The organism is Bacillus sp. SIMBA_074, from assembly GCF_046534555.1.
Taxonomy (GTDB): Bacteria; Bacillota; Bacilli; order Bacillales; family Bacillaceae_G; genus Bacillus_A; species Bacillus_A mycoides.
On sequence record NZ_JAWRYM010000001.1, the window covers coordinates 94,137 to 112,942 of the forward strand.

The 18,806-nt window shown below is 33.7% G+C and carries 18 protein-coding genes and 3 pseudogenes; 6 read left to right on the forward strand and 15 right to left on the reverse strand.

What is annotated here, in order from left to right; translation table 11 throughout:
• The first annotated feature begins 157 nt into the window (after positions 1 to 157).
• Positions 158 to 1,150: a F510_1955 family glycosylhydrolase gene (locus SB773_RS00465; RefSeq protein WP_088004733.1), complete on the forward strand. Its 993-nt coding sequence runs from the start codon at positions 158 to 160 to the stop codon at positions 1,148 to 1,150.
• Positions 1,151 to 1,169: 19 nt separating this feature from the next.
• Positions 1,170 to 2,037: pseudogene (locus tag SB773_RS00470) on the forward strand (urease accessory protein UreH domain-containing protein).
• Positions 2,038 to 2,091: 54 nt separating this feature from the next.
• On the opposite strand, the gene SB773_RS00475 reads toward SB773_RS00470, so the two are convergent.
• Positions 2,092 to 2,964 (reverse strand): LysR family transcriptional regulator, encoded by an 873-nt coding sequence (locus SB773_RS00475; protein WP_001100323.1) that lies wholly within the window; start codon positions 2,962 to 2,964, stop codon positions 2,092 to 2,094.
• 142 nt (positions 2,965 to 3,106) lie between these two features.
• Here SB773_RS00475 and SB773_RS00480 point away from each other — a divergent pair, with 142 nt between their 5' ends.
• Entirely contained in the window at positions 3,107 to 3,814 is a 708-nt protein-coding gene (locus SB773_RS00480; protein ID WP_078204143.1) for an alpha/beta fold hydrolase, read from the forward strand.
• Between the two features lie 146 nt (positions 3,815 to 3,960).
• Positions 3,961 to 4,191 (forward strand): DUF896 domain-containing protein, encoded by a 231-nt coding sequence (locus SB773_RS00485; RefSeq protein ID WP_002126840.1) that lies wholly within the window; start codon positions 3,961 to 3,963, stop codon positions 4,189 to 4,191.
• A 50-nt stretch (positions 4,192 to 4,241) separates the two neighbouring features.
• Here the strand turns inward: SB773_RS00485 and SB773_RS00490 are convergent, their stop codons facing one another.
• The 6 genes and pseudogenes from SB773_RS00490 to deoC all read right to left on the reverse strand — a co-directional run bounded on the left by SB773_RS00490 (position 4,242) and on the right by deoC (position 9,028).
• Positions 4,242 to 4,724, reverse strand: a complete 483-nt coding sequence (locus SB773_RS00490) for a CcdC family protein (RefSeq protein WP_002012104.1) — start codon at positions 4,722 to 4,724, stop codon at positions 4,242 to 4,244.
• A gap of 15 nt (positions 4,725 to 4,739) precedes the next feature.
• Positions 4,740 to 5,136, reverse strand: a pseudogene (locus SB773_RS00495) (DUF2871 domain-containing protein).
• A gap of 166 nt (positions 5,137 to 5,302) precedes the next feature.
• The gene (locus SB773_RS00500; protein WP_000358532.1) at positions 5,303 to 5,698 is read right to left on the reverse strand and encodes a cytidine deaminase; all 396 of its coding nucleotides are present in this window, start codon (positions 5,696 to 5,698) and stop codon (positions 5,303 to 5,305) included.
• Between the two features lie 33 nt (positions 5,699 to 5,731).
• On the reverse strand, positions 5,732 to 7,033 hold the full coding sequence (locus SB773_RS00505) for a pyrimidine-nucleoside phosphorylase (protein WP_002126836.1): 1,302 nt from the start codon (positions 7,031 to 7,033) through the stop codon (positions 5,732 to 5,734).
• 36 nt (positions 7,034 to 7,069) lie between these two features.
• Complete coding sequence (locus tag SB773_RS00510; protein WP_002035026.1) at positions 7,070 to 8,251, reverse strand: NupC/NupG family nucleoside CNT transporter; 1,182 nt, start codon at positions 8,249 to 8,251, stop codon at positions 7,070 to 7,072.
• Positions 8,252 to 8,356: 105 nt separating this feature from the next.
• A complete protein-coding gene (gene deoC / locus SB773_RS00515; protein WP_002012110.1) occupies positions 8,357 to 9,028 on the reverse strand; it encodes a deoxyribose-phosphate aldolase in 672 nt (223 codons plus the stop codon).
• Between the two features lie 156 nt (positions 9,029 to 9,184).
• Between deoC and SB773_RS00520 the strand changes: the two genes are divergently transcribed.
• Positions 9,185 to 9,547 carry a hypothetical protein gene (locus tag SB773_RS00520; protein WP_002086260.1) on the forward strand — a complete coding sequence of 121 codons (363 nt, stop codon included), beginning with the start codon at positions 9,185 to 9,187 and terminating at the stop codon, positions 9,545 to 9,547.
• Between the two features lie 48 nt (positions 9,548 to 9,595).
• Here SB773_RS00520 and deoR read toward each other — a convergent pair whose 3' ends face one another.
• From deoR to SB773_RS00550, 6 genes are all read right to left on the reverse strand, one after another.
• Positions 9,596 to 10,543 (reverse strand): DNA-binding transcriptional repressor DeoR, encoded by a 948-nt coding sequence (deoR, locus tag SB773_RS00525; protein WP_000356572.1) that lies wholly within the window; start codon positions 10,541 to 10,543, stop codon positions 9,596 to 9,598.
• A gap of 654 nt (positions 10,544 to 11,197) precedes the next feature.
• Complete coding sequence (locus SB773_RS00530; RefSeq protein WP_001223216.1) at positions 11,198 to 12,088, reverse strand: Vgb family protein; 891 nt, start codon at positions 12,086 to 12,088, stop codon at positions 11,198 to 11,200.
• Between the two features lie 115 nt (positions 12,089 to 12,203).
• On the reverse strand, positions 12,204 to 12,599 hold the full coding sequence (locus SB773_RS00535) for a DUF3224 domain-containing protein (protein WP_002141295.1): 396 nt from the start codon (positions 12,597 to 12,599) through the stop codon (positions 12,204 to 12,206).
• A 551-nt stretch (positions 12,600 to 13,150) separates the two neighbouring features.
• Positions 13,151 to 13,681, reverse strand: coding sequence for a GNAT family N-acetyltransferase (locus SB773_RS00540; RefSeq protein WP_002126830.1), 531 nt, complete (start codon positions 13,679 to 13,681; stop codon positions 13,151 to 13,153).
• 241 nt (positions 13,682 to 13,922) lie between these two features.
• Complete coding sequence (locus tag SB773_RS00545) at positions 13,923 to 14,366, reverse strand: carboxymuconolactone decarboxylase family protein (protein ID WP_000083030.1); 444 nt, start codon at positions 14,364 to 14,366, stop codon at positions 13,923 to 13,925.
• A 685-nt stretch (positions 14,367 to 15,051) separates the two neighbouring features.
• Positions 15,052 to 16,002: a nucleoside hydrolase gene (locus tag SB773_RS00550; RefSeq protein WP_002126827.1), complete on the reverse strand. Its 951-nt coding sequence runs from the start codon at positions 16,000 to 16,002 to the stop codon at positions 15,052 to 15,054.
• Between the two features lie 342 nt (positions 16,003 to 16,344).
• On the opposite strand from SB773_RS00550, the pseudogene SB773_RS00555 reads away from it, so the two are divergent.
• Positions 16,345 to 16,550 (forward strand): annotated as a pseudogene (locus SB773_RS00555) (hypothetical protein).
• Between the two features lie 304 nt (positions 16,551 to 16,854).
• On the opposite strand, the gene SB773_RS00560 reads toward SB773_RS00555, so the two are convergent.
• Both SB773_RS00560 and nheC read right to left on the reverse strand, forming a co-directional pair.
• Positions 16,855 to 17,481 carry a LysE family translocator gene (locus SB773_RS00560; protein ID WP_000432973.1) on the reverse strand — a complete coding sequence of 209 codons (627 nt, stop codon included), beginning with the start codon at positions 17,479 to 17,481 and terminating at the stop codon, positions 16,855 to 16,857.
• A gap of 234 nt (positions 17,482 to 17,715) precedes the next feature.
• Positions 17,716 to 18,795, reverse strand: coding sequence for a non-hemolytic enterotoxin subunit C (gene nheC, locus SB773_RS00565; RefSeq protein ID WP_033708128.1), 1,080 nt, complete (start codon positions 18,793 to 18,795; stop codon positions 17,716 to 17,718).
• Between the last annotated feature and the right edge of the window lie 11 nt (positions 18,796 to 18,806).

An 18,806-nucleotide genomic window follows, 5' to 3' on the forward strand; every position in this document is an offset into this window, starting at 1 on the left:
TGTTATAATTTTTCGTCAATTAATAGTGCTCATAGAGAAAAGAAAATCTTCATTACTAGGGCCCCTTCCACTCTAAATTATGCATACCACTCCACAATTTCTTGACATTTATTCCATATACTTAAAATCTCATTTATATGGAAAGGAGTCTACAAAAGTGAAACATTATGTAGCAACAGGGTTAGCAATTACTTCTTTATTAATAATTACAGGATGTTCTAGCAATGCTGAAACAGCACCAGCTAAAAAAGAAACGGTGCAATCTCAGCCAAAAAATAAAGAAACAGCAACTACGATTCCGCAAAACTTCTATAAAGAAATTACATCTGGAAAAATCGAGCACATTCATGGAATTGGCTACGCGAGAAATATGCCTGGGGTTTCTATCGCAACTCACAGTGGTATAAAAGTTTATCAAAATGGTAAATGGTTTGAAACTACGACTGAGCTACATGATTACATGGGATTTCAGGCAACAAAGAATGGATTTGTTGCCAGCGGTCATCCTGAACCAGGTGCAAATTTAAAAAATCCTTTAGGGTTAATGAAAAGTTCTGATGGCGGTAATACCCTCGAAAAGCTAGCGTTTTATGGAGAATCTGATTTTCATAACCTTGCTGTCGGATATAATACGGAAGCAATTTATTTATACAATGAGCGTCCAAATTCTAAATTACAACAAGGTTTTTATTTCAGTACGAACAACGGACAAGATTGGAAAAATAGTAAATTAAACGGTCTTTCAAGTACAATCCATTCCTTTTCAGCACATCCAGATCAATCTAGTGTAGTCGCGGTAAGTGCTAAAGACGGTGTATATTTGTCTACAGATTATGGAAATACATTTGCACTATTTTCTAAACCAGTTGAATCGACCGCAGTTACATTAAGTAATGAAGACATTATCTATGCCTCTATTAATAAGCAAACTGAGCAACTAATTACGAAGAAATCAATTGCTACAAATGAAGAAACAAACTTACAGATTCCATCTTTAGATTCTAAAGATACAATTATGTACATATCACAAAATCCTCAAAATTCAGCTGAAATAGTTTTTGCTACAATGAAAGCAAATGTCTTTCTTTCTATGGATGACGGTAAAACGTGGAAGCAGATTACTAAAAATGGAACATTACAATATAACTAGTTAGAAAGGTGAATATAACGTGTTTTCAACAGTTAGCGAGTGGAGTTATCAACTCATGTCTCCTTTAATGGATATCGCGAATGCTACGAAATCAATTCCTCTTTTATTTGCGTTTTTATTAGGCATTGTAGGTACCCTTTCTCCTTGCCAATTAACAGGAAACATTAGCGCTATTACACTTTATCCCGCATTAACGGGCAGTAAAACTCCCACCTCAAAATTCGGATAGTACAAAGAAGTTAGGTGGGATATCAACTGCCCGTAAATGCCCGATTGGTTCAACTAATAATCAGTGGGGGATGAACAACCCCCCCACTGATTAAAGTTTCACTTTATGGCAATCAATCTTTACAAAAGAGACATGCATGGAAACATATATTGTTATTCATTTTAGGAAAAATAATAGCTTTTACGACACTTGGACTATTAGTATGGTTCTTAGGAAAAGAGATTCAGCAAATATTAACTTTGTATTTCCCATGGTTACGAAAAATAATTGGACCTTTATTAATTTTAATGGGGCTAATGTTGGCAGGTATTATAAAAGGAAGAAGTTTCTTCTCGATCAAATTTATACGAAAACAAAATGAGGTTGGCTCATTTTTACTTGGATTCTCTTTTCCTTAGCCTTCTGTCCGACTATGTTCGTTCTATTTTTCGGAACGTTAATCCCTTTATCTTTCTCATCTAATTATGGATACTTGTTTCCGACATTCTTTTCGATAGGAACTGCTCTACCTATCGTTGTACTTATGTTCATCATCTCCTACCTTGGATTAAATGGGACTTTACTGAAGAAGAGCCGAAAAATAGGAAAAAACATTCAGCGTATAGCCGGTGTTCTCCTTATATTAATCGAGCTTTATGATACTGTCCTATATTGGTAATACACACAAAAGGTAAGCTTCAGTGAAATGAGCTTACCTTTTGTATCATTTTATTCATTTTTTCTTTTGTTGTAGTTGGCTTAGTAAATTCGTAACAAACGCCAGAAACAGTGCGTCATTTTCTTTTTTAGGTGACCATTGCATAATAAGTTGTCGTGGAATTTTAATTTCTATCGGTTGCACGATGAAGTCATGAATAATTTGTTTATGAAGTCCTGATAATGGAACGATTGTTATTCCTTTAACTTGTAAAGCCAGTGCTAACGCCGAACTAATTGTCTCTGATTCCATCACTTTATTAACTACTATTTCATTTTTCATCAAATATGGTTCAAGTACTTCTTTACAACCAGAGAGCGGCATTATAAAAGGATAATTTTTCAACTCTTTCATTGTAAGACCTGATGGAACTGACTTAGAAGAAACCATAACATACGGATCTTCACCAATTACATCATAATGAAATCCTGGTATTAAATTTTCTTTTATAGAAATAGAAAAATCTGCACTTCCAGAAGACAGCCAATCTAACACTTCTTGATAGCTTCCTTCTCGAACTGCAAGCACATACTGACTTTGATCAAAATTACCTAGTTCGATACACTCCGCTAAACAATATACAGTAACTGAAGGATATGTAGCTAATACAATCTTATACAAGTTATTATTTTTTAATTGTAAAGCTGTTTCTTCAAGGTTTTCATACTCCATTAGAAGTCGATCTACACAAACTAAAAATTCTTTTCCATTTTCAGTTAAAACAGTTCCTTGTCTAGAGCGATCAAATAATGTTATAGCATATCGTTTCTCTAATTTGTTTACGATATGAGTTATAGCCGGCTGTGTCATATGTAACTCCTTAGCTGCTAAACTAATGCTGTTCAAACGAGCCACGTATTTAAAAACTTTAAAATCAAAAACGTTCATTCTGTTCTCCTTATATAAAAGTTATTTATATCATCTATAAATAAGCTTCATTATATTTATCAATCCACTTCATATACACTAATTATACATCATCAATATTACGAAAAAATAAACATATAAACATTAGAGGAGTGTTGATTAAATGAGTACTTACGTTTTAGTACATGGAGCATGGCAAGGTGAATGGGCATGGGATTTAGTAAAACCTCAACTAGAGGCTTTCGGACATACAGTTATTACACTAGACTTACCTGGAAGTGGGAAAGATACAACTCCATCACAAAATATAACATTAGATTCCTATGTTAATGCAGTAACAACTATTATAAATCAACAAAATGAAAAAGTTATTCTTGTTGGACATAGTATGGGTGGAATTGTGATCACTCAAACCGCTGAGCTTATACCAAATAAAATCGATAAATTAGTATATCTTTGTGCATTCTTGCCACAAAATGGAGAAAGTCTTGGTAGTAAGTTAGACGGAGAAGCTGGCCCACAATTCTCTATAAATGAGAATGACATGACCGCAGAACTTATACCAGAGTTGATTGAACAAACATTTTTAAATGCTACAGAAGACGGTTCTATTAAAGGAGCATCTTTTAATCAAATGCGTCCTCAACCACTAGGACCGTTCCAAAAAGAGCTGAAAATATCAGAAGAGAACTTTGGAACTGTAAATCGTATTTATATCGAAACAACTCTAGATAGAGCGATTCCGATTGATTTTCAGCGCCGAATGCATACAGAAACTACTTGCACAAAAATAATTACTTTGGAAGCTGATCATTCACCATTCTTTTCTAAAACAACAGAACTTGTTAGTCACTTACATGAATTAAGCTAAACTTTATATTTTCCTTGTAGACACCCACTTACTGTAATACGGGTGTCTACTTTTCTTTTACCCTTCTTGACATATTCATATGAAAAAGTTAAAATAACTATAAATTAGTAAGTAACTAATTTAATTTAAAATAAGAGGTGAACAAAATGCAAAACATTTTATTCCGTATTAACGAATTATCAAAAAAAGAAAGAACCTTTGGATTAACAGTTGATGAAAAACAAGAACAACAAATGTTGCGTCAAAACTATACAAAAACATTTCGCGGGAGCTTAGATTCCATTTTATTAAACACAAAAATCGTTGATCAAAATGGTCTTAACGTTACACCAGTTGCATTACAAGATGCTCAAATACGTTTAAAATTAAGCAAATGAAATCAAAGCTAAAAAAACAATCGTATAAAACATAAAAAGAGCTGAAATTCCTATATAGAAATTCCAGCTCTTTTTATTGTCTTTTCTAATTTAGTAAACGAGCGATACATCGCAATTCTCCACGATACAATCATCGCAAAAGCGAGTAAGAAAAACATTCCACTTAATTGGGTTAAATCAATCGACTGACTTAAATATGATTTTAATGCTACCCGGACAGCTAATAAACCAACTAAAATAAATATGAACGCTTTTGATGGTTTCATATATATGTCTTCGCCTCTTATTTCGAACTTAGATGTTTTAATAAGAAATATAGAGAAAATAAGTCCTACGCTAATTGCCTCTACTATTTCTAAAGACGTTAATCGAAACTCTGGTAAGAAGTACATCATTGCACCAGTGCTCATAAAAATTGGCGGTAATATAATTTTCTTTTTCGTTACCGGTTTTTTCGCTGACTTAAAGCGAAGAAACATAACTCCAACGGCCATACAAACCGCTACTATACTTGATAAAAGTGCTAAACTCATACTCTCCACTCCTATCTATTTAAAAGATTTTTTGAGCAAAATCATAAACCAAACGAGCCCAACACTTATAATGACATGACCTAATCCAGCCATATGGCTTAAACCATTAAAGTCAGTTCCATTTACTTGTAGAATACCTCTAAATACCATTGTAGCAATAGTAAAAATTAATCCTACATTATAAACAACAAACCACGCACGAAAACTTTTTGTTTCACGGACATTAAATACTTTAAATAGAGCTAAAGCGACCAAAAAGAATACAAAGCCGAGCACTAATACGTGTGTATGCACTAATTGCAACATAGTGGATCCTTTAATGCCTTGCGCTTTCGTATACTCTCTTGCAAATACACCTGATAATAAACCCAATAATTAAGTAAATGAATGCTGCATTATATAATTTCTTCATCATATTCCTCCTGCTGTAGAACGACAATTTATATCGTCACTTTCCATATTCACTGCAATCATTTTACGCAAAGTTTATGAACGGAATATGAACAGATTATTACATTCTATTATTGAAAATAAAAAAGGCCATTCCACAACTATTAATTGTGGAATGGCCTTTTAACTTATTTTAAATCTTCAATTGAAAAGGCACCAGGCAGTAACTGCTCTACAGTCACTTCTTTTTCATCGCCTTTTACATTTGTTAGTAAAACTGGCATTTTCGGATCACAAAATTCAGCAATAACTTGTCTACAAGCACCACATGGTGAAATAGGTCCGTCAGTTTCTCCTGTAATGACTAAGTAACTAAAGTCGCGCTCACCTTCTGATACTGCTTTAAATATTGCTGTTCTTTCTGCACAGTTACATAAACCGTAAGAAGCGTTTTCTATATTACAACCAGTATAGATTTTACCTTCTTTTGTAACTAGCGCTGCACCAACAGGAAATTTAGAATACGGAATATACGCTTTCGATAACATCTTATTTGCTTCTTCGATATATTTTTTCTTATCCATATTATTTCCTCCTCAAAGTAAATGTAATTATGATTAGTCAGTAATAACTGTATGAACTAATTTAGGAGCCACTGCTGTTTCAGCGATAGAAATGTTCTCATAGATTTTTGCTTTTACATCTTCTACATTTTCGCGATTTGCATAAATCGTTACGAACGGCTCGCCTTCTTTTACTGCATCGCCAACTTTTTTACGTAACATTAATCCTACCGCTAAATCGATTTCATCTTCTTTTGTCGCACGACCTGCACCTAATAACATAGCTGCGATACCGATTTCATCTGCAACAATGTTTGAAATCACACCTGAAGTTTTTGCAGGTACATCAATTACATACTTCGCCTGTGGCATTTTTTCTGGATTATCTACAATTGAGCTGTCTCCGCCTTGGTTGCTTAAGAACTCTTTAAACTTCTCAGTTGCTTTTCCATTTTTCATCACTTCAATTAGCATTTCACGAGCTTCTTCTAATGTATTTGCTTTTTTCGCAAGTACGACCATTTGGCTTCCTAATACAAGTACTAATTCTGTTAAATCTTCTGGACCTTCGCCTTTTAAAGTATCAATTGCTTCCTTCACTTCTAGAGCGTTACCAATAGCAAAACCAAGAGGTTGTGACATATCTGAAATTACTGCCATCGTTTGACGTCCAACATTATTTCCGATACGTACCATTGCATGAGCTAATTCTTTTGCATCTTCTTCGGTTTTCATAAATGCACCCGCACCTGTTTTTACATCAAGTACGATTGCATCAGCACCAGCTGCAATTTTTTTACTCATAATTGAACTTGCAATTAGAGGAATTGAATTTACTGTTCCTGTTACATCACGTAATGCATAAATCTTTTTATCAGCAGGTGTTAAGTTTCCTGTTTGTCCGATAACAGCCACTTTGTCACGGTTTACAATATCAATGAACTGTTCTTTCGTAATTTCAACGTGGAATCCTTCTACCGCTTCTAATTTATCAATTGTCCCGCCCGTATGTCCTAAACCACGACCAGACATTTTTGCTACTGGTACATCTAAAGCAGCAACTAATGGTCCTAATACTAATGTTGTTGTATCACCAACACCGCCAGTTGAATGCTTATCTACTTTAATGCCTTCAATTGCTGATAAGTCGATTGTTTCTCCAGACTCAACCATTGCCATCGTTAAATCTGCACGTTCACGATCCGTCATATCTTTAAAGAAAATTGCCATTGCAAGTGCACTCGCTTGATAATCAGGAATACTTCCATCTGTATATCCATTAATAAAGAATTTGATTTCTTCAGTCATTAATTCTTTTCCATCACGTTTTTTCGCAATAATATCTACCATTCTCATTGTAATCACCATTCCTTTTTATATTATATGAATCTGTTAAAATAATAAGCCAACGATTGTTGCTGATAAGAAACTTACTAACGTTGCACCGAAAAGTAATTTCAAACCAAATCTTGCGACTACATTCCCTTGTTTTTCATTTAAGCTCTTAACTGCCCCAGCAATAATTCCAATTGAAGAGAAGTTTGCAAATGAAACTAAGAATACAGATATAATCGCTGTCGTTCTATCTGAGAAATTAAAGTTTCCTTGTGCTAAATCTGTCATCGCAACAAATTCATTTGATACAAGTTTTGTCGCCATAATATTCCCTGCGTTAACTGCTTCATGCCATGGAACACCCATAATAAATGCAAATGGTGCAAATACATAACCAAGAATTTCTTGGAATGAGATACCGATTACACCTTTAAATACTGCATTAATGAATGCGATAAGGGCAACGAAACCAATTAACATAGCTGCTACTGTAATCGCAACTTTAAATCCATCTATAATGTATTCCCCTAATACTTCAAAGAATGTCTTTTTCTCTTCTTCTTGTACTTCTAACATATCTTCTTCTTCAGTAACTTCATACGGGTTAATGATAGAAGCAATAATGAAGCCACCGAATAAGTTAAGCACTAAAGCGGTTACAACATATTGCGGTTTTAATAACACCATATATGATCCAACGATAGACATAGATACTGTAGACATTGCAGATGCACATAATGTATACATTCTTTTCTCTGGCAATAATCCTAGTTGTTTCTTAACTGAAATAAACACTTCAGATTGTCCTAAAATCGCAGAAGCTACCGCGTTATATGATTCGAGTTTCCCCATCCCATTTACTTTACTTAATACTAGACCGATAGATTTCACAATAATAGGTAATACTTTAATGTGTTGCAAAATACCTATTAAAGCTGATATAAATACGATTGGCATTAATACACTTAAAAAGAATGAAAACTCTTTTTGATTTACTAATCCACCAAATACGAAATTCACACCATCAGCGGCATATTTTAATAATTCTCCAAAACCATCTGCTATTCCGCTAATTAATATATTCCCTACGCTTGTATTTAATAATAAAAACCCCAAAATGAATTGTAATATAACCATCGTTATGATTGGGCGATATTTGACTTTCTTTCTATCATTACTAGCAAGCCAAGCGATACCTAAAATCAATACGAGGCCTAAAACACCGATTAAGTATTTCATAAGCCGTCTCCTCCCATTCGTATCCGCTTACATTCTTTTCAATTGTTAAAGCAATAGATACACTTTACTTTAAACGTGTATCTATTGCTTTTCACACTTTATTAATTAGTAATTATCTGTAGCACCTTTTGCATCATTTAATACGATTGCAACACTAGCACTTGCTCCAACGCGAGAAGCTCCAGCCTCTACCATTTTGTCTGCATCTTCACGTGTACGAACGCCGCCAGATGCTTTCACGCCAACGTTTGGTCCAACTGTTTTACGCATTAATGCGATATCTTCTGCAGTTGCTCCGCCAGTTGAGAATCCAGTTGAAGTTTTTACGAAATCAGCGCCAGCTTTTACTGATAATTCACAAGCACGAACTTTTTCTTCATCTGTTAGAAGGCAAGTTTCAATGATTACTTTTACAAGAGCTTTTCCTTTTGCTGCTTGTACTACTTCATAAATGTCTTTTTCAACGAACTCATTGTCGCCATCTTTTAAAGCACCTACGTTGATTACCATATCAACTTCAGTTGCACCTTTTGCGATAGCATCTTTTGTTTCGAATGCTTTTGTTTCAGTAGTGCTTGCTCCTAATGGGAAACCGATTACAGTACAAACGTCTACATCATGTCCAGCTAATTCTTCAGCAGCTAGCTTTACCCATGTAGGATTAATACAAACTGAAGCAAATTTGTATTGCTTTGCCTCTTCGATTACTTTCATAACATCTTCTTTTGTAGAATTTGGTTTTAAAATTGTATGGTCAATTAACTTTGCAATGTTCATTATCTTCACTCCTCATATCTTTTAACAACTTCATTCTAACTCTTAGTTGAACAAATGTAAATACACTTTTGAACTTTTGTTCATTCTTTTTTAGAAGGGAATTTCTAGTAATACATTGAAAGTAGTATAAGCTTGTAAATAAAGGATGTGAACCACTTGTTTAAGTCAAAATTCTTTATATTCACATTGCTAGTATGCACCTCACTATCCATATTTATTTTTTATAAAAGGGATGTTATTTTCCAAGAAGGAAACCCAGTTCCATTTGCTTTAGCTATGTCTAAGATGGTTATTCAAGATAAAGAAATGGTGGAAGTAGAACCGATAGATAATCAATACCCCTACTTAGTAAAGCGCGGAAAAATGGAACCTTTTATCGATATGATGGAGCAAGATGGCTGGAGTTTTGTAGATAGAGATATTATGGCTAACTCCCTAATTTTTGAAAAAGGAGATCAATCAAAGAGCGTTCCTTACAAATACTTTACAAGGTACTACACATTGATTTATTCATACTAAAAATAAAAGGCTTTCTCAAAATTAATATTTTGAGAAAGCCTTTTATTTCTAACCTTTTTGATAATGTAACAATTCTTTCGCTGTATGCTGATCTATAATTAGTACATTTGCATACCCGCCACGTAACGCACCGTCAATTGCTTTTATTTTTCTATTACCACCTGCAACTAAAATAGAACGTTTCTTTAATTTAAGTTCCTCTAACTCAATTCCAATTGTACGCTTATTAATTTCTTCGCTACTAATATTTCCGTCTCCATCAAAGAAACGTGAACAAATGTCACCGACAGCTTGTTCTTTCAAAATGTTCGTTTCATCCTTATCTAAATATCCTAATCGGAATAATAACGCTTCATCACGCACTGTTCCAACAGTGAAAATTGCAATATTTGCTTGTTTCCCCATTTCAATAATGTGATGAATATGTCTATCTTGCTCCACTAATTCTTTTGTCACCGCATTATCAAATATAACTGGAAGAGGTAGATTTCTTGGCGTCGTTTGAAAAGCATCTGCAAATAACGCGATCGTTTCATTCGCATATGTATTTACACTTGAGTGACTAATGCCACCTTTTAACTGGACAACCTCTACACCTTTCACATGTTGCGGTACGATTTTTCTAGCGATTTCATACATCGTCATTCCCCAGCTTACACCAACGATATCACCAGTTTTCACTGTCTTTTCCATATACTCAGCTGCATATTTACTAATATACTCCGTAATCGTTGCATATTCTGGTACTGGAGAAAATACGACATGCGCTTCTAACAGGTTATACTTTTCTTTAAGTAAATTCCCAACGTTATCTAAGTCAGCAAATGGATCAGCTATACTAATTTGAACAAATCCTTTTTCTTTCGCATACTTCAATAATCTAGAAATCGTCGGTCTTGAAATATTTAATTTATTAGCAATTTCTTGCTGACTATAATCTGATTGATAATATAATCTTGCAACTTCAACGCTTAATTGTTGTTTATCCTTATCCATAGTAACTCATTACATATCCTTTCCTGTATTTCCTTTTCGTTACAAACATTATACAGCTTTATGCAAAAAAATTCGACTCCCTTATTTATCAACCTAAACTTCTACTCCACTTAGGATTTACAATGAAACTTTTATTTTTTAGCTTCATACACTCGATACAAATGATCTTGAATCAGATAAAGTGAAACTTTAATCAGTGGGGGCTTTGTTCATCCCCCACTGATTATTAGCCCTCACCAATCGGGCTTTTACGGGCAGTCCGACTCCCACCTAACTCCCTCGTATTCGCCGAATTTTGAGGTGGGAGTCTTACTGCCCGCAAATAGCGGGATAAATCGATTCATATTTAATTCATTCTTTTTGTTCTTTCTGTAGTAACAATAACAAACATTAAATATCGTTTATGGAACTTCCTTAACGTACGGTAAAGCCAAGTTTTTTAATATAGAAATTCCTTAGCGTGCGAAATTCATGTTTTGATGGCGAGACCCCATCGCCATCAAGCTAAAATTTTATAGTACCCCCAGAACGAAATTTTGTGCTACTTGTAACAAAAAAGCACATTTTTTCGTTTTGGGGAGCAACCAAATTCTTAACTTGATGGTGATGGGATATTTACTTTTCTGAGCTTGATAGCGATGGACGATATCCCTATTACGTAATGATTGTTAGACGTCCAATTTGATTACACTCTTCAGCGAACCAAAGATCGCCATCCGGACAAAACGTGATACCATGTGGCTCTGCATTATTTGTAGGTATCGTATATTCCGTAATAACTCCTTCAACTGTAATACGGCTGATTTGGTTACCTCCCCATTCTGTGAACCAAAGATCTCTGTTCTTCCCAGGTATTATGGCATGAGGACGAGCGTTCGGCGTCGGTATAACAAATTCTTTGATCTCACCTTCGAACGTAATTCTACCAATTTTATTGCCTATGATTTGCACAAACCATATTGCTCCATCTGGGCCGCTCGCAATTCCAACTGGCCCGGAGTTGGGTGTTGGGATTGGATATTCTTTGACCTCACCTTTAGTGGTTATTCTCCCAATCCTATTGTTCTGATTCTGTGTAAACCATAATGCACCGTCTGATCCCAGAGTAATAAAAGAGGGAAATGATTTGGAGTTAGGCAATTCAAACTCGGTGATTTCCCCTGACTTTGTTATTCTTCCGATCCTACCATTATTCATTTCTGTAAACCATATTGCTCCATCTGGGCCTTCCGTTATGCCAAAAGGTGCAGCGTTCGTTGTAGGGAGTACATATTCTTCAAAAAGACCGTTCATCGACATTTTACCGATCTTGCTTGAGTTATATTCCGTAAACCATAAGTCACCGGTCTGGTCCGAGATAATTGACATAGCTCCTGCATTTGCTGTCGGAATGGGAAAAGAATTTATTTCACCAGTAGCATTTATTCTACCAATTCGATTCCCTTTCTGTTCCGTAAACCACAATGCTCCGTCTTTTCCTACGGTTATTCCATATGGTCCTGAATCTATTTCATTGACCACATATTCTTGTATCGTGATCCTCATATCATTTCCTCCCATTGAAAATTTTGAGTCTTGTTTTTCGGTATAATTTAGTTTAAAAAAGGACATTCCTGGTATTACAGTGGATGCCCTTTTTGCTAAAGTATAAGATATTTTGTTAGAATTCAAAGTCTAGAATCATTTTACTGGTTTGACCTGTAAACTTATAATTATAGGACCCTTTCAGGCTTTCTAATTCACCAGTAGCTTTGATGATTGTTGCAGGGGAATCTAGATTTCCTTTATCAAATATCCCTTGCTCTATAGCTATAAATGTCCCTCGTTTTCCCTTATAAATTCCTTCGAAATGTAAAAATCCAGAAATTTTAGCAGTAGCCAAGTGACCATCATCTATAGTTGATTCTAAATAATATAATAAATATTCAACAAAAGCTTTTCCTTTTAATTCACCGTCAATATCATATTCGACATGGGCAATATTAATAGGGAAATCTTTTCTAGTGTCATTGACTGGCTTTTCATCCCATTTACTTACTGTAAATGTTACTTCCATACGCGTAAACCTCCCTTCATCATTAGATGAGTAATCTACCTCCAGTATATCACCTAAAAAGTACCATCAATAATTATATCTCATAGGAGTGTTTCTAAAGTAACGGATGCTGCTGGTAAGACCCTGTTAAGAGCAAAAGACGACTTATTTTTTGTTCTTCTTATATGACATTGAAAGTAAATTTTTATTTAACAGTTTACTTTCATTTTTATTAAAAAAGAACACGTAGAAATTACTACACGTTCTTTATGAGACGGTTCATTTTTAAATATTACGTATCTTCTAGATTTTTCTTATTATATAGTTGTGTCCTTCTATTTCTTTTCCCTCATTTCAACAGCAAAGTTCATGATCTCTTCCTCTGTTAATTTTTCTTCAGTGGTTAAGATCGGACGGATTACTCTATACGTTTCTTAATTATTTCAATTGTACTAGAAATTGTGAATTAAAAAAGAGAGCCGTAGCCCTCACTTTCAATTAATAGCAATTAAGGATGCTTCGAGGGTATTTAATAGTCTACATTTTAAGGAATGTAGGCTAAGTAATATAAGTTAATCTGTTATTAATTTTGAATAAATACTTAGATCAATAAACTTTTCATTAGATTTTTCACACTTTCTCATTGTCCCTTCGAATGTAAAGTTTAACTTTTGTAAGACTTTTATTGAATTGATGTTTTCAGATTCAACTTTTGCTTCTATTCTATTGAATTCTAAAGTACTAAACGCATAATCCATTAAAGAGAGAATGGCTTCTGGCGCATACCCCTTACCCCAAAAAGCTTTACTAATATCGTAACCAATTTCTGCTTTGGCGTTTTTGAAATCAAATGAATTATAACCACAAGAACCGATAATTTCATTTGATTCTAATTCAATTATTGAATAACGAATAGCTCTGTTTTCCCGAGATAACTTATCAAGCATTTCAATCATATCTACCGCTTGGCTTTCATCAGTAAAACTATTGATATTCATAAATTTTGTAACTTCTGGATCCGCCCAAATTGTAAACATGCTAGCTGAGTCTGATACTTTCATTTTTCTTAAAACTAATCTTTCGGTTTGTAGTTCTGTAATCAATATTTTTACCTCCATTATGTTTTTATTTTGGGGTCAAGATATTGATATCTGCGCATAGTTCAGTCCCTTCGTGTTTCAAGATAATATTATTATAAAAGCTATAAAGGATGAACCAATAAATTTCAAAAATTTGGTTATGTTACAGTTTATGATAACTGCGTAATAAAGAAAAATGAAACAATTGTATTGTGATTTTTAAACATCTTTAATTTTATTCTTATTTACCGTTCGTTGAGAGCAATTATTTTTTAGTTGCTGTATTTCCCATTGCAATAGAAATTCTATTCCAACTGTTGATTTGATTAATTACCAGAACAAGGTCAACATATTGTTTCTCGTCATAGTGTTCACGTACTCGCTTATATAGGTCTTCAGGAACTCTTTTAGTGGGAATTAGAGTAATATGCTCAGATAGTTCAAGAGCAACTTTCTCTTCAGGTGTATAAAAATCACATTCATTCCAAGCATTCAAGCAATAAATTCGTTGTTCGGTTTCACCTATCTTACGGGCATCTGATGTATGCATATCCATGCAGAAAGCACAACCGTTAATTTGAGAGACTCTAATCTTTATAAGTTCTCTAGTAATTCGATTAATTGTAGATTTCTTAGTGTACTTCTCCATATCCATCATAATTTTCATGCCATCAGGTGCAACATCATAGTAGGAAATTCTTTGACTCATAAGGCAAGACCTCCTTTGATTTTAAGATACTTATAATTATACCTTCATACGAACATTCGTGCTATTTTTTTGTTTGTAAAGCATTCGAAATCAAAGAGAATTTCAGTTATAGACAGTGTAATTAGTTGTTTCATGGTACGTAAATATCGCAAATGAGTAACCGTATTTTCCAAACAAATATTTTCACTTTTTAATTACTTTATTATTACCGTCAGAATAAATTGAATAACTCTATTAATTTTTAAATGATTTTATTATAAATGAAACAATTTTATTATCACCAAACAACTACATAATTTTGATCAAACTTTATTCGAAAGCTACAGTGTTTTTATCTTCCTATAGTTATTTATGGGGATTTAGTTAATTTTTTCGTTTTGGAGAACAACTAATTTCTTAGCTTGATAAGCATGTGACGAGACCCCCTGCCCGTCAAGCTAAAGTTTTAATGTACCCCCAAAATAAAAATTTTCTTTCACTACAGTTAATTACTTTGAGAAGTCAGCGGATTTTTTCATTTTAGGGGGATTTTGTTTTGTTAGCTTGATAGTGATGGGATACAGCCAACATTTTGGAAGTTTTATATGCTAAGCGAATTTTAACCTAAAAAAGTCGAATTCCTGTACGTTAAGTGAAGTGGCATTTCATTCACATAATCCCTATTATCTGAAGTTAATAAAGTCTGTTACACTCTCTTCTTTAAAAACGTTTCCATAATATCCTTCTTGAATCTTTTATAATCAAGCTGAAAAGCTACATTATGCGTTTTATAGCCTGGATTAGTAGCAAAACGAAAGTCTGCAATACTTTGACCAAATCCTTCTCCTTGATCAGGAATTACTTTAATGGGTACTCTTGAAAGGCCAACAGCCTCTTGATTCAGCAAATACCACACTGTTACAAAATCATGCATAGGGCTTCCACTTATACCAGGATTAGACTTAGAGTAGAATTTATAATAATAGTCTAACATAGGTTTGATGATGAGTCCTGCAAGATCCTGTGTATTCCGATGAAATGCATCGATTTGCTGGACCATTTCGGGTGTAACAATCGCATGTTGAGTCACATTTAAAGGAATAATTGTCAAGTTCTTTGCATGCTGCAGAATTAAGTTTGCTGCATAAGGGTCTGAGTAAAAGTTAGCTTCAGCCACAGCAGTTACGTTACCTGGATAGAAAAAAGCTCCCCCCATGCAAATACATTCTCTTACGTTTCGCATTGTTTCTAAATTCAACACAAAAGTCGTAGCTAGCGAAGAAAGTCTTCCTAAATTGATAATTGTAAGATCTTCTAAATTTGATTCTATAATTTGATAAATATCATTTAAAGGATAAACTGGATATGAAATTTCAGGGGGAATGATAGGTCCTAATCCGACTTTTCCATGTACCTCAGGGAAATACTGAATCAATATACCTGTCAACGGTACAGAAGCACCAAGGAATACGGGTATCTCTTCTCTTCCCGCAATGTACTTCAAATAGTTAATATTTCTTATTGCATTTTCTCTGGATACATTTCCATAATCGGCTACAATTCCTACAAGTTGAATGTCTTTACGAAAAAAAGTGTACAGTATAGCAAACGCATCATCAATCCCCAAATCTGTAAACAGGAGAACCTTTTTTTTCATATCTCTTCCTCCAAAATCTATAGAATCCTACTTTCACTAATGATGTAGTGATCAGACTAAGCTTGTATGTATATATTTTATGTATTCTTAAAGAGTGGATTCTATTCACTTGAAATAGCTTTGCTCATCTAAATTTGATATTATGTTCAAGCGTAAGTTTCTGTTCTTAAGTTCATAGGCATGGTGTGCTATCCCATGCCCATCAACTTAAGAATTTTTTAACACCCCAAAACGAAAAAACAAGTTAAATTCTCATAGATAACTATCTTATAATTAATTATATAATTTATTTTTTAAATATAATAATATAAAGATATCACTCTTAAAAGGGGGGGATTCAAATTGGTTAAAAACTTACCTTTATACTAATAGTTATTTTAATACTAGATGTAAGTTCTTCTACATTAAGTACGGACGGATACTTTTCTCCAGTTATAGAATGGTCTTTAATGATTATAAGTATTATTTTAAACATTACTGCAGTTATAGGCTTATCACTACACGTCTTTGTATATCAACCTATGAAAAGATTTGAAAAATTAAAATGAAATCTTCAAATAAAATAATTATATTTGAGGTAACACCACCTCGCCATCGAGTGTTGATTTAGAAAAAAGTTTAATTATAAATATTTTATGATATTCAATAAATTTAACTTATAAAAATATTTTTATTCTTATTCAACTATCCTGCCCCGTTAGTTTAAGTACATTTCTTCACAATTTTACAGTGATAGTAACATAAATACCCAACAAAAAATCATCTCACCTCTAGAAATCTATAATGGTAGTTTTAGAATAAGTGAATAAGAGAAATAACCACCATTGATTATTTCTCTTTTCATATACATATTTATTTTTGGAAAAATAACCTAACTCCAAATACTAATAATACTGTGCCAGTAATACCCTCTATTGTACGGTTCACTTTTTCTTTTCTTAAAAAAGTTCTTAATTGACGTATTAGTGAGATATAAAGTAAATACCATATTGCTGTCAAAGTCGTAAATGTGAGTCCTAACAAAAGAAATTGGAAGAGATGACTTTGATTGCTCACAATAAATTGGGGTAGAAAACTTAGGAAAAACACAGCAGTTTTTGGGTTTAAGATTGCCGTGGTAAATCCTTGTCTAAAACTTTTAATCGTTCCAATATCCTTAGAGTTCATTTCCACTGAACCTGACATATCTTCTTTTTTAGACAAGGCACTTTTAATTGACTTTACAGCTAAGTAAATTAAGTAAAAAGCCCCAGCATATTTTATAAATGTAAATAACATAGAGAATTTCATTAGGATGGCAGAAAGTCCTAGTGTAGCCATTATTGTATGAATCATCATTCCAGATACCGTTCCTAAGACGGTCTTTATCCCACCATTTTTACCATGCGAGATAGTGTTTTTTGTAACTAAGGCAAAACCGGGACCAGGCATTATTATGATTAGGATTGCTGTGAGGATAAATAACAAATAATTTTCCATGTTCTAGTATTTCCTTTCCAATTTTTAGTTTTGCCTATAGTATAGCTTTTTTACTTAAAATATTAAATATAAAAAGCGTGATCAGGAGTTTATCGAGGTTATTAGTATCAATTTGACCAAACATTATCCTAAAGTTACATTGATAAAACACACGGCAAACTTATGGGTAAAATTACAAGCTCGGCTCTCACAAAAAACGGGATAACAAAATAAACAGCGGAACTAGTCCACTGTTTATTTCGTCACACCCTCATGTAATTTTTCTGTATAATCTTTTACATCCTTCCAGCTATCTTTCGCTGTATTTAAATCTTCTTTTATAAAGGTAAATTCTTCAGGGCTGATTCCTTTTACGTTTTGTAGTAAATTATTATATTTCGCACCTACCGTATACCACTGATTTGATATGTTTTGCAGTGCTGTAATTGCTGCATCAATTGTTTCTGTCATATTAGTTGTTTTATTTTTTGCATCTGTCAAAATTGCCACTTCTGCTTGCGATCCAGAAATTCTATTCTTTAAACTGGCTATTTCTCGTTCTGCATTTGCAATATCTTTTTTCGCAATCGCAATCATCGGTCCCCCCGCAAGACAAGTTATTAACGCTACGCAAAGTACACCACCAGCAATCACCATATCGTTACTCTTTTTGATCGAATCGTTATATGTATTTATTTGTTGCTCTAGAGCTGGAATACCAGCATTCGTACTCGCCAAAATCGAGGTTAATTGATTCGTATCCTCTTTAAAACTATTTGTGTCTTTCGCCATTCTATCGCGAAAAGCTTTCAAATTCCCTAATAGTACATCTACCTCATTTTGATTCTTTAAAATATCCGCATACAACTTTTCTAAATCCGCTTTTAATTTACCGCTATCCTTTTGATCAATCGCTGCTAACATGTCATTATAATACGCTTGAAAAGTATTATTGTAATTAATAATATTTTGATCCGTTTTCATAATTTGAGGCTTCATATTATTTAACCAATACGCCGCATTAATTTTTGCATCTCTTTGATGCTGAATCATATTTCCTTTAAACTCACTATTAATTGAACTTATTTTACTCAAATCAGTCTCTTGCTGATTTTGAATTAATTTTGCATATGAATCCATTGCGAATATGCTCGATGTCGTTTGCGCCATTACATCTTGGAATCCTGCTGGACCGAGAGAATAATTTTTTGCATTTTCTTGTAATGTTTTTACGTTTTGTTCCGCTGCAAAAGGATGTAAAGGAAGTGCATTACTCGTTGCCACCCCAGCAATCATGATCGTTAAAAGACATTTTTTATAAAATCTTTTCTGCATACTTTTCACCC

What these genes read in the sequence shown, in the direction of transcription:
- SB773_RS00475 (WP_001100323.1), bottom strand. Translation starts at nt 2,964, where the DNA reads ATGAACGTTTTTGATTTTAAAGTTTTTAAATACGTGGCTCGTTTGAAC.
- SB773_RS00480 (WP_078204143.1), top strand. Translation starts at nt 3,107, where the DNA reads ATGAGTACTTACGTTTTAGTACATGGAGCATGGCAAGGTGAATGGGCA.
- SB773_RS00485 (WP_002126840.1), top strand. Translation starts at nt 3,961, where the DNA reads ATGCAAAACATTTTATTCCGTATTAACGAATTATCAAAAAAAGAAAGA.
- SB773_RS00490 (WP_002012104.1), bottom strand. Translation starts at nt 4,724, where the DNA reads ATGAGTTTAGCACTTTTATCAAGTATAGTAGCGGTTTGTATGGCCGTT.
- SB773_RS00500 (WP_000358532.1), bottom strand. Translation starts at nt 5,698, where the DNA reads ATGGATAAGAAAAAATATATCGAAGAAGCAAATAAGATGTTATCGAAA.
- SB773_RS00505 (WP_002126836.1), bottom strand. Translation starts at nt 7,033, where the DNA reads ATGAGAATGGTAGATATTATTGCGAAAAAACGTGATGGAAAAGAATTA.
- SB773_RS00510 (WP_002035026.1), bottom strand. Translation starts at nt 8,251, where the DNA reads ATGAAATACTTAATCGGTGTTTTAGGCCTCGTATTGATTTTAGGTATC.
- deoC (WP_002012110.1), bottom strand. Translation starts at nt 9,028, where the DNA reads ATGAACATTGCAAAGTTAATTGACCATACAATTTTAAAACCAAATTCT.
- deoR (WP_000356572.1), bottom strand. Translation starts at nt 10,543, where the DNA reads ATGGATAAGGATAAACAACAATTAAGCGTTGAAGTTGCAAGATTATAT.
- SB773_RS00530 (WP_001223216.1), bottom strand. Translation starts at nt 12,088, where the DNA reads ATGAGGATCACGATACAAGAATATGTGGTCAATGAAATAGATTCAGGA.
- SB773_RS00535 (WP_002141295.1), bottom strand. Translation starts at nt 12,599, where the DNA reads ATGGAAGTAACATTTACAGTAAGTAAATGGGATGAAAAGCCAGTCAAT.
- SB773_RS00545 (WP_000083030.1), bottom strand. Translation starts at nt 14,366, where the DNA reads ATGAGTCAAAGAATTTCCTACTATGATGTTGCACCTGATGGCATGAAA.
- SB773_RS00550 (WP_002126827.1), bottom strand. Translation starts at nt 16,002, where the DNA reads ATGAAAAAAAAGGTTCTCCTGTTTACAGATTTGGGGATTGATGATGCG.
- SB773_RS00560 (WP_000432973.1), bottom strand. Translation starts at nt 17,481, where the DNA reads ATGGAAAATTATTTGTTATTTATCCTCACAGCAATCCTAATCATAATA.
- nheC (WP_033708128.1), bottom strand. Translation starts at nt 18,795, where the DNA reads ATGCAGAAAAGATTTTATAAAAAATGTCTTTTAACGATCATGATTGCT.